General features: G+C 47.8%; 14 protein-coding genes, 4 tRNA genes and 1 other RNA gene. 12 read left to right on the plus strand and 7 right to left on the minus strand.

The features are described from left to right. Nucleotides 1–70 precede the first annotated feature (70 nt). The gene (locus FQV43_RS02455; RefSeq protein ID WP_146338642.1) at nucleotides 71–1,570 is read left to right on the plus strand and encodes a peptide MFS transporter; all 1,500 of its coding nucleotides are present in this window, start codon (nucleotides 71–73) and stop codon (nucleotides 1,568–1,570) included. Here the strand turns inward: FQV43_RS02455 and hisN are convergent. Together hisN and FQV43_RS02465 are read right to left on the minus strand one after the other, a co-directional pair. Then, the gene (hisN, locus tag FQV43_RS02460; protein ID WP_146338646.1) at nucleotides 1,567–2,364 is read right to left on the minus strand and encodes a histidinol-phosphatase; all 798 of its coding nucleotides are present in this window, start codon (nucleotides 2,362–2,364) and stop codon (nucleotides 1,567–1,569) included. The genes FQV43_RS02455 and hisN overlap by 4 nt on opposite strands. A 39-nt stretch (nucleotides 2,365–2,403) precedes the next feature. Further along, on the minus strand, nucleotides 2,404–3,267 hold the full coding sequence (locus FQV43_RS02465; protein WP_146338649.1) for an inositol monophosphatase family protein: 864 nt from the start codon (nucleotides 3,265–3,267) through the stop codon (nucleotides 2,404–2,406). Between the two features lie 87 nt (nucleotides 3,268–3,354). On the opposite strand from FQV43_RS02465, the gene prfB reads away from it, so the two are divergent. After that, nucleotides 3,355–4,467 carry a peptide chain release factor 2 gene (prfB, locus tag FQV43_RS02470; protein WP_144274055.1) on the plus strand — a complete coding sequence of 371 codons (1,113 nt, stop codon included), beginning with the start codon at nucleotides 3,355–3,357 and terminating at the stop codon, nucleotides 4,465–4,467. Between the two features lie 7 nt (nucleotides 4,468–4,474). On the opposite strand, the gene FQV43_RS02475 is transcribed toward prfB, so the two are convergent. Further along, nucleotides 4,475–6,115 carry an AbgT family transporter gene (locus tag FQV43_RS02475; protein WP_144274057.1) on the minus strand — a complete coding sequence of 547 codons (1,641 nt, stop codon included), beginning with the start codon at nucleotides 6,113–6,115 and terminating at the stop codon, nucleotides 4,475–4,477. Nucleotides 6,116–6,293: 178 nt separating this feature from the next. Here FQV43_RS02475 and ftsE point away from each other — a divergent pair, with 178 nt between their 5' ends. The 3 genes from ftsE to smpB are packed head-to-tail and all read left to right on the plus strand — an operon-like array spanning nucleotide 6,294 to nucleotide 8,454. Beyond that, a complete protein-coding gene (ftsE, locus tag FQV43_RS02480; protein ID WP_144274059.1) occupies nucleotides 6,294–6,983 on the plus strand; it encodes a cell division ATP-binding protein FtsE in 690 nt (229 codons plus the stop codon). Nucleotides 6,984–7,005: 22 nt separating this feature from the next. Continuing rightward, nucleotides 7,006–7,908 (plus strand): permease-like cell division protein FtsX, encoded by a 903-nt coding sequence (gene ftsX / locus FQV43_RS02485; RefSeq protein WP_144274061.1) that lies wholly within the window; start codon nucleotides 7,006–7,008, stop codon nucleotides 7,906–7,908. Between the two features lie 51 nt (nucleotides 7,909–7,959). After that, on the plus strand, nucleotides 7,960–8,454 hold the full coding sequence (gene smpB, locus FQV43_RS02490; protein ID WP_144274063.1) for an SsrA-binding protein SmpB: 495 nt from the start codon (nucleotides 7,960–7,962) through the stop codon (nucleotides 8,452–8,454). A gap of 54 nt (nucleotides 8,455–8,508) precedes the next feature. On the opposite strand, the gene FQV43_RS02495 is transcribed toward smpB, so the two are convergent. Then, the gene (locus FQV43_RS02495; protein ID WP_146338652.1) at nucleotides 8,509–8,703 is read right to left on the minus strand and encodes a PLDc N-terminal domain-containing protein; all 195 of its coding nucleotides are present in this window, start codon (nucleotides 8,701–8,703) and stop codon (nucleotides 8,509–8,511) included. Between the two features lie 260 nt (nucleotides 8,704–8,963). Between FQV43_RS02495 and FQV43_RS02500 the strand changes: the two genes are divergently transcribed. After that, entirely contained in the window at nucleotides 8,964–9,065 is a 102-nt protein-coding gene (locus tag FQV43_RS02500) for a 30S ribosomal protein bS22 (protein ID WP_003402602.1), read from the plus strand. Between the two features lie 163 nt (nucleotides 9,066–9,228). On the opposite strand, the gene ssrA is transcribed toward FQV43_RS02500, so the two are convergent. After that, nucleotides 9,229–9,610: a transfer-messenger RNA gene (gene ssrA, locus FQV43_RS02505) on the minus strand. 334 nt (nucleotides 9,611–9,944) lie between these two features. On the opposite strand from ssrA, the gene FQV43_RS02510 reads away from it, so the two are divergent. The 5 genes from FQV43_RS02510 (at nucleotide 9,945) to FQV43_RS02530 (ending at nucleotide 11,008) form a co-directional block, all read left to right on the plus strand. Beyond that, nucleotides 9,945–10,017, plus strand: a tRNA-Glu gene (locus FQV43_RS02510). A gap of 31 nt (nucleotides 10,018–10,048) precedes the next feature. Continuing rightward, nucleotides 10,049–10,122: transfer RNA gene (locus FQV43_RS02515), tRNA-Asp, on the plus strand. A 348-nt stretch (nucleotides 10,123–10,470) separates the two neighbouring features. Then, nucleotides 10,471–10,544 (plus strand) — tRNA-Asp (locus tag FQV43_RS02520). A 20-nt stretch (nucleotides 10,545–10,564) separates the two neighbouring features. After that, nucleotides 10,565–10,637, plus strand: a tRNA-Phe gene (locus tag FQV43_RS02525). Nucleotides 10,638–10,717: 80 nt separating this feature from the next. Continuing rightward, nucleotides 10,718–11,008: a GNAT family N-acetyltransferase gene (locus tag FQV43_RS02530; RefSeq protein WP_146338655.1), complete on the plus strand. Its 291-nt coding sequence runs from the start codon at nucleotides 10,718–10,720 to the stop codon at nucleotides 11,006–11,008. A 37-nt stretch (nucleotides 11,009–11,045) separates the two neighbouring features. Here the strand turns inward: FQV43_RS02530 and epsC are convergent, their stop codons facing one another. Together epsC and cysK are read right to left on the minus strand one after the other, a co-directional pair. Then, entirely contained in the window at nucleotides 11,046–11,612 is a 567-nt protein-coding gene (gene epsC / locus FQV43_RS02535) for a serine O-acetyltransferase EpsC (protein WP_144274069.1), read from the minus strand. Between the two features lie 131 nt (nucleotides 11,613–11,743). Further along, the gene (gene cysK / locus FQV43_RS02540) at nucleotides 11,744–12,679 is read right to left on the minus strand and encodes a cysteine synthase A (protein WP_144274071.1); all 936 of its coding nucleotides are present in this window, start codon (nucleotides 12,677–12,679) and stop codon (nucleotides 11,744–11,746) included. A gap of 713 nt (nucleotides 12,680–13,392) precedes the next feature. On the opposite strand from cysK, the gene ramA reads away from it, so the two are divergent. Then, a complete protein-coding gene (ramA, locus tag FQV43_RS02545) occupies nucleotides 13,393–14,235 on the plus strand; it encodes an acetate metabolism transcriptional regulator RamA (RefSeq protein ID WP_144274074.1) in 843 nt (280 codons plus the stop codon). The last annotated feature ends 73 nt before the right edge of the window (nucleotides 14,236–14,308 follow it).

The raw sequence follows: 14,308 nt of genomic DNA on the forward strand, positions 1-14,308 counted from the left end.
TTGCCAACCCATATTTCTATTTTCCTATTGAATTTCCCATTCTTGCTGAGCACACCCTAAAATACTTATCATGTCCGATTCTTTATCTGCGCATAGCGCTCAACAAAGCGAGGAACCACCTGCAGTGGCAGACCGCGAGCATGGTTTCTTTGGTCACCCGTGGGGGTTGGCAAATCTTTCCGCCATCGAGATGTGGGAGCGATTCAGCTTCTACGGTATGCAAACATTAGTCGCATACTACATCTATTATTCGGTGTCCCAGGGGGGGCTAGGGTATAGCGAAACTGTCGCTACTTCTATCCTTGGTGCCTATGGTGGTTTGGTCTACCTTTTCGCTATTGCGGGTGCTTGGGTTTCTGACCGTGTGCTTGGTGCTGAGCGTACTCTTACTATTGCAGCGGTGCTTATCATGTGTGGTCACCTCACTCTTTCTTTCCTCCACAGTTTGCTTGGCGTGGGTATTGGTTTGGTGTTGATCGCCATTGGCTCTGGTGCGCTAAAGACTACTACCTCTGTGGTTATTGGTTCGCTTTATCGACGCAGTGATAGTCGTCGTGACGCTGCTTTCTCCTTCTACTATATGGGCATTAACATCGGTGCTTTGGTCGGACCAATTTTGACTGGTATTTTGTGGAAAACCAAGGGGTTCCACTGGGGTTTTGCGTTGGCGGCAATTGGTATGGCTCTCGGCTTGACCCAGTATCTGTTCTTCCGCAAGCGCACGCTCTCGACGACGTCCAAAGGCGCACCTAACCCTGCACCGAAGCAACAACTGCGTGTGGTTGCTATTTGCGTCGTGGTTGGTCTTATCGCGTTGATTGCAGTATGCGCTTTGGGTGTTGTGACTTTGGAGCGCTTGTCTAGCATTGTTACTGTCGTAACGTTGCTTGCTTCTTTGGTGCTCTTTACTGTGTTGATTCGTTCTCAGCAGTTGACTAAGGTGGAGCGTTCTCGCGTGTATGCGTTTATCCCTATGTTCTTTGCCTCAAGTGCTTTCTGGGCGTTGTTCCAGCAGCAGTTTACTTCTATTGCTGTTTTGGCTGATAAGCAACTTGATCGCCATATTTTTGGTATGGAGTTGCCGCCGTCGGTGGTGCAGTCGATTAACCCGATGTTTGTGATTATTTTCGCTGGTATTTTCTCAGTGGTGTGGTTGAAGTTGGGTGATCGTCAACCACCAGCACCAATGAAATTTGCTTTCGCTAATATCATCATGGGTATTGCGTTCTTGGTATTTATCCCATTTACTAAGGGTCTTATCCCCATGTATGTGATTGTGGTTGTGTTCTTCCTCTTTACCATTGCGGAGTTGTTGCTTTCTCCATTGGGTATGTCGTTGGCTACTAAATTGGCGCCTCAAGCATTCAACTCGCAAATGGTTGCGTTGTTCTTCATGTCCATTTCGGTTGGTACTGCTGCTTCAGGTTGGTTGGCTGATTTCTACGTACCAGGTGATGCCGCGGCAACCAACAAGTATTTCCTCTTTGTCGGGGTTGCTTCTATTGTGTTGGGCATTATTTTGGCTGTGTTTACTAAACCAATCGTGAAACTCATGCAGGGTGTGCGCTAAGCCTCAGAGGATTCAGAGAGCAAAGAGCGTACCTGCTCATGTAAGTGCCCGTTAGTGGCCAGAGCATCACCACCATGAGGTCCTGGAATGCCGGCGAGAGAGCTAAAGCTCCCGCCGGCTTCTTCAACTAAAATTGCCAGTGCGGCAAGATCCCATAGCGATACTTCTGGTTCGGCAGCTATGTCGACGCTACCCTCAGCAACTAAACAATAAGACCAGAAGTCGCCAAAGCCGCGTAGCCGCCAGGTGTCATCGGAGAGTTTCTGAAAATTAGCTAATAGTTCGCGTTCTTTCCAACCGTCGAGTGAGGAAAAAGAAACCGAGGCATCACCAAGTTGGGTAACGCCAGAGACGTGAATGGGGTTTACTTTTCCATTGACACTGCGATATGCCCCGCTGCCTTGGGCTGCCCACCAGCGTCGATTCAATGCTGGGGCAGAAACCACACCTACCACAGGGTGACCGTCGACAAGCAAGGCGATAAGGGTAGCCCACACAGGTACTCCGCGCACATAGTTTTTTGTGCCGTCGATGGGGTCGATAACCCATTGCCGTCCGCTTAGCTGGGGCTGTCCGCCGAATTCCTCGCCCAGAATATGATCCTGCGGAAAATGCTCAGTAATGAGTGAACGCAGCAGCTGCTCGCACGCAATATCCGCATCAGAAACTGGAGTCATATCCGGTTTAGCTTCCACGCGCAGGTCATTGGCATAGAACCGTTCATGAGTAAGCTCATCGGCACGTTGGGCAAGTTCTAATGCAAAAGCTAATTCAGCAGCATAAGGGGTATTCATGCTTGTTTAGCCTAATTGCTTAGCTAGGGATGTGTCCATCTACTGCTGTTTTGCTTGTTCTATGATGCGCAACATTTCTGCTACCACCTGCTTATTGCCCGCAAGCGACCATTCAATGCCATTTACCTCAACCTGTTCTGCAGCACCGCCAGCGCCTTGGATAAGCGCAGCACCAGGCAACCAATCCCAGGCAGGAACACTATGCTGTGCCCATGCGCCGAGATTTCCTTGGGCGACTTGAGCTAAATCCACTGAGCCTGCCCCTAACATTCGCAGAGCAGCAAAGGACTCAGCCAATGCCTGCCACGGTTGCGCAATCTCTGGTTGACTCAGGGCAGTAGGGTGGATGTAGGTCGCAAAAGAAATATCAGCACATGGTTGTTCACTAAGCGACGCTACCTCTTTGCCGTTAAAAGTAGTAGGAATATCTGGACCGCCAAACCAGGTATAGCCCAGATCAGGGCGATGGACTGCACCAAAATGTAGGGCAGTGGGATGTGTTGGTTCGCCGTCGATAAGCGCGAGGGCACTGCACCAATAGTCGGATGCAGCAGCAAAATTGTAGGTGCCGTCGACAGGGTCAATAACCCAAGTTCGCCCAGAGGTGCTGGCTTTGGCGGTTCCTTCTTCGCCGAGAATACCGTCGTTGGGGCGTAGTTGCTCTAACACAGAGGTAACAAATTGCTCGGCGGCACGATCGGCATTAGTTACAACATCGCTTATCGACGTTTTGTGTTCCACTGCCACTCCTTGTTCGCGCAGGCGCCACGCAAGACGAGCTGCATTAAACACTAATGCTTGGGCGAGGTGGGCGTCAGTATCATCTTGGTGCGAAATAACAAAGGTTTTGGCAAGGGCTGCGACAAAAGTTTCTAAATCTGGATGCGTTGCGTCGTTCGTCATACTTTCTATTGTGCAATATCGACAAAGATTCTGCTTTTCGTTAGGGCATATTTTGGCGAGCGGAAGTTCAAGGTAGAATGAACCACCATGCGACCGGAAACATCAGCCCAGATAACGAAACTCGACACAACCCTCGTCACTATTGAAAAAGTGCTTGATCCGCAACAGATGGCTGATCGGATTCGCGAGTTAGAAGCCCAAGCATCAGACCCATCACTGTGGGATGACCCCGACCATGCGCAACAAGTCACCACAGAGCTTTCTGCTGTCCAATCTTCCCTGAAGAAAATACGTGATATTCGTCAGCGTCTCGACGACCTTCCCATCATGTATGAATTAGCCGAAGAAGACACCTCAGACTCATCTGGGCTAGAACTGGCAGAGCAAGAATTAGCTGACCTTACCGCAGCAATTGATGCTTTAGAAGTAAAAACCATGCTCTCTGGCCCTTATGATGCTCGTGAGGCAGTGATCAACATTCGCTCAGGAGCTGGTGGTTCCGAAGCTGCTGACTGGGCAGAAATGCTGATGAGAATGTACACTCGCTGGGCAGAAAAGAATGGTCATGCAGTAGAAATCTATGATATTTCCTATGCGGAAGAAGCGGGCATTAAATCCGCCACTTTTGTGGTTCATGGCGAGTATATGTATGGCACGCTTTCTGTGGAACAAGGGGCACATCGGTTGGTACGCATCAGTCCCTTTGATAGCCAATCCCGACGCCATACTTCTTTTGCCGAGGTAGAAGTATTGCCGGTGGTGGAGCAAACAGATCACATTGATATTCCAGATTCTGATATTCGTGTTGATGTGTTCCGTTCTTCCGGACCAGGTGGACAGTCAGTAAATACCACAGACTCAGCAGTGCGCATCACGCACATTCCCACAAATATCGTGGTGACCTGTCAGAATGAGAAATCGCAAATCCAGAACCGGGCGTCGGCAATGCGCGTGCTCCAAGCAAAATTATTAGAGCGCAAGCGCCAAGAAGAAAAGAATGAATTAGAAGCTCTTGGCGCTGGCGGCAATGCCTCCTGGGGTAACCAAATGCGCTCTTATGTATTGCACCCATATCAGATGGTGAAGGATCTGCGCACAAACTATGAAGTCAATGACCCCGGAAAAGTTCTCGACGGGGACATTGACAAGTTCCTTGAAGCTGGTATTAGGTGGCGCATTGCCCAAAACCAAGCTGATTAATCGCTGATCAAGCAGGGTAGGTGTATGGCGTACCAGGTCCAAGTGGTAATCCGAGGAAATACCACAGGATAAAGAATAAGAACCAGCTAATGAGCATGGACAGTGAGTAAGGCAGCGCTAGCGAAAATAGCGTACCGACACCAGCCTTTTTGTAATAGCGCTGTAGGAAAATGAGCGCCAACGCAAACGAAGGGCTCATCGGAGTAATGATGTTGGTGGTGGAATCACCGATACGGAAAATCATCTGAGATACCTCCGGGCTGACGCCAATATACATCATCATCGGTACCACAATAGGAGCCATAAGCGACCACTGAGCCGAGCCAGAGGTAATGAGCAGGTTGAGCAAGGCAACCATGAGAACCAACAAGGTAAAGGTGACAACAAGTGGCAAGTGCCATTTCTGCAACAATTCTGCGCCTTTAATTGCCAACCACACTCCAAGATTTGACCACTTAAACCAAGCAAGGAATTGAGATAACACCAAGAACAGACCAATCAGCGGCAGCAAAGGTGCTAGTCCTTTGGCAATAAAATTAGGGACATCGGCAGATTCAGTGATTGTCTTTGCCGCAAGACCATATACAGTACCCAGGATGAAAAATCCTGCAGTAATAGGCACTGCAATGGCGCGGATCAATGGGCCTTCGAGTGGGCCTTCTGGGCTGTAGAGCGGGGAGAATGGCGCAAATAGTGCTGCGAAATAGCACGCAATGTAGATGGCGGCAGCTATGCCTGTTACTTTTAAGGCTTTTACTTCTTGTGGTTTAAGGCTGAGATCTTTTTCCGATACTGCACCGGAGTCAGCGCCAGTACCAGTGCTGGTATCAGAGTCAGAAGGTGCGGCTGAATCTTCGGAGTTCGCAAAAGACAATTCCGAAAAATCAATAGCACTGTGGTCGATAATACTGTGTGCTTTGCGTTCCATATATAGCTCTGTCACTGCGGTAATAATCAAGGAGAGCAAAATAGTAGAAGCGATGACGAAGAAATAGTTTGCCAGTGGCGATACCTCGTAGGATTCATCAACAATATGTGCTGCTGAAGTTGAAATACCGCCCAGGAGCACATCGGTGATGTTGAGAATCAAACTTGCGTTGAATCCGGCAGAAGAAGCCGCAAAAGCAACGATTGCCCCCACGATGGGTGAGCGCCCCAGGGCACGGAAACTAATAGCGCCAATGGGAATGAGAATGACATAGATGGCGTCGGAAGCAATGGAGCCAGTGACGCCAGCAAGGGAGAGCATAAAGGTAATGGTGCGTGCCCCTACGCGAGCCACCATGACCCGAATAAGCGCAGAAATAAGCCCTGAATGTTCTGCTACTGCGACGCCAAACATCACGGTAATAATCACGCCTAGTGGTGGAAAAGTCGTGAAGTTATTGATCGCCTCACTAAACATCTGCTGTATCCCTTGCTTGGTGAGCAGATTAGTGACGTAGATTGTTTCCCCAGTTTGTGGATCTTGTGCGTGGAGTCCCAAAGCGGAACCAATCCAGCTGCCTACTGCTACCATCACGGCAAAGAACATAAAGAGCCATAATGGTGCAGGTAGTTTATTGCCTAGTCGTTCAAGTTTAGCTAGGAACCCGCCGCTGCGCGTAGCGTCGGGTGAGTGCTCTACAGGAGTGGCCTGAGCATTCATAGGAGATTCCTCCGCGTTAAGGTCAATGAGATATGAATGTAGCAATGCCAGCATGATTGCACGCAAAAGCGTCGAATGCTGTTGGCATGACAATAGCACTAGAAATATCTATAGGTAAATAAATACTCATGATGCACTGGGCTGTATGGAATTTGCGGAGTTTGCTAAGGTGTAGTTCGTGATTACCTTTGACAACGTCACCAAGCTATATAAGACTTCTACGCGCCCAGCTCTCGACAACATCTCTCTTGAGATAGACAGCGGAGAGTTTGTTTTCTTGATCGGTCCTTCTGGTTCTGGAAAATCAACTTTCTTACAATTAATGATTAGAGAAACTAATCTCACCAGCGGTGACATTTATTTTTCTGATACCCATGTGAATAAATTACGTGGTAACCAGATCAATAAGCTACGGCAAAACATTGGTTATGTGTTCCAGGACTTCCGTCTCCTACAGCAAAAAACAGTCTATGACAACGTAGCTTTTGCACTAGAAGTGATCGGCACCAAGAAAAAAGATATTGCGCAGCGCGTACCCGAGATGCTAGAGATGGTGGGTCTTGCGGCTAAGGCAAACCGTATGCCACAGGAGCTTTCTGGTGGTGAGCAGCAGCGAGTGGCAATTGCACGTGCTACGGTAAACCGCCCTATTCTTCTGCTTGCCGACGAACCAACAGGCAACCTTGACCCAGATACTTCAGACGACATTATGACCTTGCTAGCCAACATCAATAGCGCTGGTACAACAGTTATTATGTCGACGCATAATGCTCGGGCGGTCAATGATATGCGTAGGCGAGTCATCGAGTTGAATCTCGGTAAACTGGTGCGCGACGACGCTCATGGCGTCTACGGCGAGGCACAATAAGGAACAAAGGGAGTAAAAAATAATGAGTTTTTCTTATGTGACTCGTGAGGCTTTCCGTGGTCTAGGAAAAAATATCACCATGACCATTGCGCTTGTGATTACCACAGCAATCTCGCTAGCGCTGCTGGCAACAGGAGTGTTGGTGACCAATATGACTGCAAAAACAAAAGATATCTACCTCGACAGGGTAGAGGTCATGGTGCAGTTCAATGAAGAAGTTTCTGCCCAGGATCCTGATTGTTCTTCCCCGCAGTGCCGAGAGGTAAAAGATAAGCTGGAACAAGAATCAGGAATTGAATCTATCGAGTATCGTTCTCGTGCTCAATCCTATGAGCGTTTCGTGCAGGTATTTGAGAATTCTGATCCTTTGCTTGTGCAAGAGACATCACCAGATGCACTACCAGCTGCATTGCACGTACGCTTATCGGATCCTCTTGATACCACCCCGCTTGATGTTATTCGTCAGCTCCCACAGGTGAGTTCAGTTGTGGATCAGGTTGATGATTTGCGTGGAGCTACTGAGAATCTTGATTCAATCCGTAACGCTACTTTCTTATGCGCGGGTATTCAGGCATTAGCCGCGATATTCCTCATTGCAAATATGGTGCAGTTGGCTGCTTTTAATCGTCGGGAAGAAATCTCTATCATGCGCATGGTTGGTGCCTCGCGCTGGTACACCCAGGCTCCTTTTGTGCTCGAAGCAGTGATAGCGGCAATTTTTGGTTCAATTCTTGCTGGTGTATCTATTTTCGCTGGAAAAGTTTGGGTTATTGATAAAACATTGCATGGTCTTTACGAGGCTCAATTGCTTGCCCCAATAACTATGAATGACATCTGGCTAGTCCTGCCAATTGTAGCGGCGATCGGTATTGTCTTTGCTGCGATTACTGCGCAAGCTACCTTGCGTTGGTACGTCCGCAAGTAGGTTTTGTTGGTTTTTCTTTAGCCGCATAAAGAATTAGCATGGTAAAGCATTATGGCTAAGAAAAAAGATAAGAAGAAAAATAATAACCCTGTGATTGCCACCAATCGCAGGGCACGGCATGATTACACAATTTTAGATACCTATGAGTGTGGTGTGGTTTTAGTCGGTACCGAGGTAAAGGCACTGCGTGAGGGCAAAGTGTCGATTGTGGATTCCTTTGCCAGCATTGACGAGGGGGAAGTGTGGTTACGCAATCTCAACATTCCGCTTTATTCGCGAGGGCATTGGACTAATCACAACCCTATGCGTACCCGAAAGCTCTTGTTACATCGTCGAGAGATTGATTCGCTTTTAGGAAAGGTTCGCGATGGTGGGAAAACCCTGGTGCCCCTGTCGCTGTATTTTAAGGATGGGCGCTTGAAAGTAGAATTAGCGCTTGCTCAGGGTAAGCAAGACTATGATAAGCGGCAAGCAATCAAACGTCGCACTGAAGAACGCGAGATCGTACGTGACCTGGGGCGTCGCGTAAAAGGTATTGCAGGCTAAAACATAGCAAGAGGCGTCGTAGAGCATTGTGCTTTACGACGCCTCTGCCATACATTACTGAGTGCTTTTGTTGGCACCATCCCACATGAAAAATGCAACAGGACCCATGAGTGGGGCAATGAGAATAACGATAGCCCACAATGCAGTTTCTGAGGTCGTGAGTTGTTTACGCAAGAGTGAGAGAAGCGCAATGATGGGGATAACAATGAGAATAATGAACGATATGGCTGCGAGAATGAGATTCAACATAACTTCGAGTATATATTTCTGTTTTTTTTTTCAATTTTTAACTGTTTTTCAACACGTAAGTGTGAGGTATTTGGTTCCCTGAGAGCACTATGGGTAGACTATTAAAGTTCGTGTCAGCTCATGTTCGGAATCTCATGCGTGGCTTTGTAACACATGGGGAGTGAGCATAAGGCTTGCCCTGGCGTAGAGGCGGCATGGTTGTGCTGACACTGAAAAAGGGAAGCACTGTACAACCTATTGATTGAAACGAGGAAGCCTGTATGGGTTCTGTCATTAAGAAACGCCGTAAGCGTATGTCTAAGAAGAAGCACCGTAAACTATTGCGTCGTACCCGTGTGCAACGACGTAAACTCGGTAAGTAAGACGCGTTTGCCAGCTCATGTAATACGTTTGTGTTGCATGAGCTTTTCTTTTTTCTTGAAGTGTGGTTGTGGTCGTGGCGGGAAAGATGTGGGCACCGAGTATCTTTTACCGAAATCTATAGATATAAAAATCCCTCTCTAGCTGTGATAACTAGAGAGGTTTTTGTGGAGCCGCCGGGGATTGAACCCGGGTCCTGCGCCACCTTGCCAGGGCTTCTCCGTGCGCAGTTCGCGCGGAATCTTTACTTGACTTTCTGGATGGGACGAACTCCTCCAGATGATAAGCCCAGTTATCAGTGTGCGTCCCACATAGCCCTAATAACACAACTATGCGGCAAGTTCCTTAGTCGATGCCAGATTCTAGATCAGGAACGAAATCTAGGCTGACAGACACGCGTCGCTGAAATTAGGCAGCGAGGGCGTAGTCACGCTGAGAGTTTTTCTCTGCGTTTATTTTAGTTGCTACGACGCTTACGGTGGTCTCTAGCCTGCACCGGCACGCTTCCCCTGGCGCAATGTACACAGTCGAAACCAAAATCGACCCCAAGATAACCACGAGGTTCGAGGTTATATGTACGAGCTATGTGGTTCCTAGGGAATAAGAAAACCAATAGCCTTAGTGAGATTACTCTCTGAAGATGTTTTTGTAAAGTATGCTCCAGCATTGCCGACAAGATTCAGTTGAGTAAGTTGAGAAAGCTGATCAGGCTGAGAAGAATTAGTGCTGTGCATTTTGGGCAAGGGTATGCATTCCGCCGCATAGAGAGCGCACAGTGAATAGGTGAAAACATGGTTTGAGCATTGATTTTGTGTTATTGGAAAGTTCAAGTATAGTACAACACAGCGTAGACAGCTGGTTATAGTGTGTCTATGGTTCTAGCTCCCATCGTCTAGAGGCCTAGGACTCCGCCCTTTCACGGCGGCAACACGGGTTCGAATCCCGTTGGGAGTACAACTACCACTTGGTAGCTATAACAAAATAAGGCCCTGTGGCGCAGTTGGTTAGCGCGCCGCCCTGTCACGGCGGAGGTCGCGGGTTCAAGCCCCGTCAGGGTCGCTTGTGTGAAAGCCCTGTTATCCTGTGTAAGTTCAGGATAGCAGGGTGTTTTGCTGTGTAGACGTCGTTAAGCGGTTAAGGTTTCTAGAGTGTTTGTTTTATAGCTCGTCGTTAAAGACAAGGGACGGGAAACATGGGGGGGCATGGGGAGCAGGCAAGCCGGAGTGATGGTGTGTTATCGAAGCAAAAGCTGTTGGAGTCATCAGTAAGCAGAGATGCTAGAGTGCTTCTACCAGCAGACTTGCTAAATAAAAAGCATTCTGTGTAATGTATCAACTCGTGCAAAGATATGTTGTATTCAATGCTCTTTGTGCGTATGTGTAGTGATTCTTAAGAATTATTCGCATTGGCCCTGTGGCGCAGTTGGTTAGCGCGCCGCCCTGTCACGGCGGAGGTCGCGGGTTCAAGCCCCGTCAGGGTCGCTGGCTATTTTTTAGCCTGTGGCGCGGTAGCTCAGTCGGTAGAGCGTCCGCCTGAAAAGTGGAAGGTCACCGGTTCGATCCCGGTCCGTGCCACATAGAAAAAAACGGTACTTCTTAAGAAGTACCGTTTTTTTTCTAAAAGAATCTTTGCCTAAAGCCTAAGATAAATATGTATGAGTATCCATACTGCTGTGCATGAATCCAAATCTCGCTTTGAGATTTTCGTTGATGATACCTTAGCGGGCTATGTCACTTTTCTTGAAGACGAACAGCGTAAAACACGCAATTTTAATCACACTCTCGTCAAAGAAAAATATCAGGGGCAAGGTTTATCAAAACCACTTATCCGTTTTGCACTAGACCACACCCGTGCCGATGGATATGGTGTCATCGCTACTTGTTCTGCCGTAGCAGCCTTTATACAGAAGAATCCTGAGTATCAGGATTTACTGGTGCAGCACTAGCACAAACTAGGTAGGCGTCGAAAAGCCTAGATACAACCTAGATATAGTAGTCTGGGTCCACCAGCTTGATTTTTTCTTCCTTCTTGCGTGGTCGATAGCTTGCAGGAATACCTACGGCGATACTCTCCGCCGGAACGTCCTTTGTGACTACGGCATTGGCGCCGATGGCTGAGCCTTTTCCAATCCGAATAGGACCTAAAATTTTTGCGCCTGCCCCGATGGTGACATCATCTTCTATAGTGGGGTGGCGTTTTGTTTGGGTTAAGACCTGACCGCCCAGGGTGACACCGTGGTAGAGCATGACTCCGTCGCCGATTTCTGCGGTTTCGCCGATCACGATACCCATGCCATGATCAATAAAAAAGCGTCTGCCAATAGTGGCACCAGGGTGGATTTCGACTCCGGTGAGAAACCGCGTGAATTGCGCTAGCAGGCGTGCAATGCCTTTGTGCCCACGTATCCAGAGCCAATGCGAGATTCTATGCGACCAAATCGCGTGCAGCCCAGAATAAACGATGGCATTTTCTATATCACTACGCGCGGCAGGGTCATGCTCGCGCGCATTTTTTAGATCTTCACGGATTCTGTCAATAATTTTGTTCATAGGAAAAGACCCTAGCAGGTTTATGCGCTTGACGACGTTGTCTCTGGTTGTGTACTGGCATATAAAAAGCGTGCGCCGTGACATGGTGTTTCATGCAGATCAGGCACACGCTTTATGGAGAAAAAGAGAGTTTAACTGCGAATATCCTCGTAAAGGATGGTGGAGATGTAGCGCTCACCGAAGTCTGGAATAACGGTAACGATGGTCTTACCAGCAAACTCAGGGCGTGCTGCTAATTCAAGAGCCGCTTTCACATTGGCGCCAGCTGAGATGCCGCCCAAGATGCCTTCCTTTACGCCTAGGCTGCGAGAGGTTGCTACTGCGTCTTCATTAGAAACAGTGAGCACTTCTTCGTAGATTTTCTGGTTGAGCACCTCTGGAATGAAGTTTGCACCTAAGCCTTGAATCTTGTGTGGTCCTGCTTTTCCAGTGTTGAGCAGTGGAGATGCCTCTGGTTCTACGGCAAAAACCTTGATGTCTGGGTTGTGCTTTTTGAGGGTTTCGCCGGTGCCAGTAATGGTGCCGCCGGTGCCGATTCCTGCAACGAATACGTCAATGTTGCCGTCGGTATCTGCCCAGATTTCTTCGCCAGTTGTGTTGCGGTGTACTTCAGGGTTTGCTGGATGTGCGAATTGGCGAGCTAAAATTGCACCTTCGCGTTGGGCAACAATTTCATGTGCCTTATCCACAGCGCCTTGCATACCGGCTGCGCCTGGAGTGAGGATAATTTCTGCGCCATAAGCACGTAAGATGACGCGACGTTCCACGGACATTGTTTCTGGCATGGTTAGCACTACGTTGTATCCGCGGGCTGCACCGACTAAGGCTAAGGCAATACCGGTATTTCCCGAGGTGGCTTCGACGATGGTGCCACCTGCTTTGAGTTCTCCAGCGGCTTCAGCGGCGTCGATAATCGCTTTTCCGATGCGATCTTTTACTGAGTTGGCTGGGTTAAAGAATTCAACTTTGGCAAGCACTGTTGCGCCAAGCCCCTCGGTTAGGTTGTTGAGACGCACAAGTGGGGTATTGCCAATAGTGTCTAGGATACTGTCATAAATTTTAGCCATTGGTTCTCCTTAGAGTTCTTAAAGTTGCTGAGAGAATTTATTGGGCGCATGATTACTGATTTTTCTTTTATACTCGCTTCGCTTTTTGAGTGGGAAACTAGAAAAATCATCATGCTCTGTCTGTTATAGTACACAGCCTCAGTAAATAAATCTAGACAGAACTGTCTTTACTTATGGAACGATCTGTCTAATTTTGGCAATGAGGGATAATCGGGGAGATGGGTTGTTAAGATTTTTTATAATTTATGCAGATAAAAAGATAAATAATGAATAGAAATAACTAGAAAAAGTTAGCACCGTGTGTCCCATAAATCTTTAATACTTCGAGGCTGTCATGTCCGTTTTGTGGCTTTTGTGGGGGTAGGTGTATTTGTAGGTGCAAAGGGGGGATGATAAGTCGTGGCATATTTGTTTTCTGCGGGGAATTTTTGTCTATGCCTGAAATAAAAAACCCATATAGCAGGATATTTGTCTAGTTTGTTCTCCTATAAACTTGTATGGAATATGTTCGGATCAGTCTGAAACCTGTTATTTTGTGGTGAAAAATGGAGGGGGATAGGGTGTGAAAAATTGTCATTTTTTTGATCAGATCATGCATTGAATGTGGGATTAGTAATGCATAGCATGGTTTTGCATACCCCCGCGCTAAAGCTATACTTTCGACAGGATGTTTTGCATACCCCAAAAGGGGTACATTTTCAGGAGGAACATTAATGGAAATGCAGCGGCTAAAAGAGGATGATGAAGCTATACGCTCTGCTTTGACTTCGCTCAAAACCTCTACAGGTATTCCAGTCACAATGTATGCAGCGGTAATACCTGATAATCGCTTGCAAATAGGGCAGTGGGTTGGTTTGCGAACCCCAGCACTACAAAACCTCGTTATTGATAGCAATGTTGGTGTTGGTGGTCGTGCATTGAGCACTCGTCGCCCCATTGGAGTAAGTGACTATACTCGCGCAAACAGCATTTCTCATGAACTTGATTCGGTTATCCAGGATGAAGGCCTGCATTCAGTTGTTGCAGTACCTGTTATTGTTAATCGAGAAGTAAAAGGTATTCTCTACGTCGGCGTGCATTCCCCAGTGCGCCTTGGTGATAAGATCATCGAAGAAGTCACTATGACGGCACGTGTTTTGGAACAAGAGTTTGCCATTAACGCTGCTGCTCGACGCAGTGATGGATTGCGTCCTGGCATGAATAAACAAGGTCGCATCATGAATGGTGCTGAGTGGGAGCAAGTACGCTCTACTCACTCCAAGCTAAGAATGCTGGCAAATCGCATTGAACAAGAAGAATTGCGCGCAGAGCTAGAAGAGCTATGCGATCAAATGGTAGCGCCGGTACGAGTGAAGCAAACTACTAAACTTTCCGCTCGTGAACTTGATGTTCTCTCTTGCGTTGCGCTGGGACACACTAATGTCGAGGCAGCAGAAGAAATGGGCATTGGTGCAGAAACCGTAAAGAGCTACTTGCGCTCGGTTATGCGTAAACTTGGTGCACACACTCGTTATGAAGCTGTGAACGCAGCTCGTCGGATTGGTGCTTTGCCTTGATATGTGAATACGTGATGTCTTCTTATGAAGAAAACATCACAGTGATTATGTAGCGATTATGTAGCACATGGGT

Origin of the sequence: Corynebacterium sp. sy039, from assembly GCF_007904105.1 — a bacterium.
Taxonomy (GTDB): domain Bacteria; phylum Actinomycetota; class Actinomycetes; order Mycobacteriales; family Mycobacteriaceae; genus Corynebacterium.

Coding starts and splice junctions, on each gene's coding strand:
- smpB (WP_144274063.1), top strand. CDS start 7,960: ATGGCTAAGAAAAAAGATAAGAAGAAAAATAATAACCCTGTGATTGCC.
- FQV43_RS02465 (WP_146338649.1), bottom strand. CDS start 3,267: ATGACGAACGACGCAACGCATCCAGATTTAGAAACTTTTGTCGCAGCC.
- FQV43_RS02495 (WP_146338652.1), bottom strand. CDS start 8,703: ATGTTGAATCTCATTCTCGCAGCCATATCGTTCATTATTCTCATTGTT.
- ftsX (WP_144274061.1), top strand. CDS start 7,006: ATGAGTTTTTCTTATGTGACTCGTGAGGCTTTCCGTGGTCTAGGAAAA.
- FQV43_RS02455 (WP_146338642.1), top strand. CDS start 71: ATGTCCGATTCTTTATCTGCGCATAGCGCTCAACAAAGCGAGGAACCA.
- cysK (WP_144274071.1), bottom strand. CDS start 12,679: ATGGCTAAAATTTATGACAGTATCCTAGACACTATTGGCAATACCCCA.
- FQV43_RS02500 (WP_003402602.1), top strand. CDS start 8,964: ATGGGTTCTGTCATTAAGAAACGCCGTAAGCGTATGTCTAAGAAGAAG.
- FQV43_RS02475 (WP_144274057.1), bottom strand. CDS start 6,115: ATGAATGCTCAGGCCACTCCTGTAGAGCACTCACCCGACGCTACGCGC.
- FQV43_RS02530 (WP_146338655.1), top strand. CDS start 10,718: ATGAGTATCCATACTGCTGTGCATGAATCCAAATCTCGCTTTGAGATT.
- hisN (WP_146338646.1), bottom strand. CDS start 2,364: ATGAATACCCCTTATGCTGCTGAATTAGCTTTTGCATTAGAACTTGCC.
- epsC (WP_144274069.1), bottom strand. CDS start 11,612: ATGAACAAAATTATTGACAGAATCCGTGAAGATCTAAAAAATGCGCGC.
- ramA (WP_144274074.1), top strand. CDS start 13,393: ATGGAAATGCAGCGGCTAAAAGAGGATGATGAAGCTATACGCTCTGCT.
- prfB (WP_144274055.1), top strand. CDS start 3,355: ATGCGACCGGAAACATCAGCCCAGATAACGAAACTCGACACAACCCTC.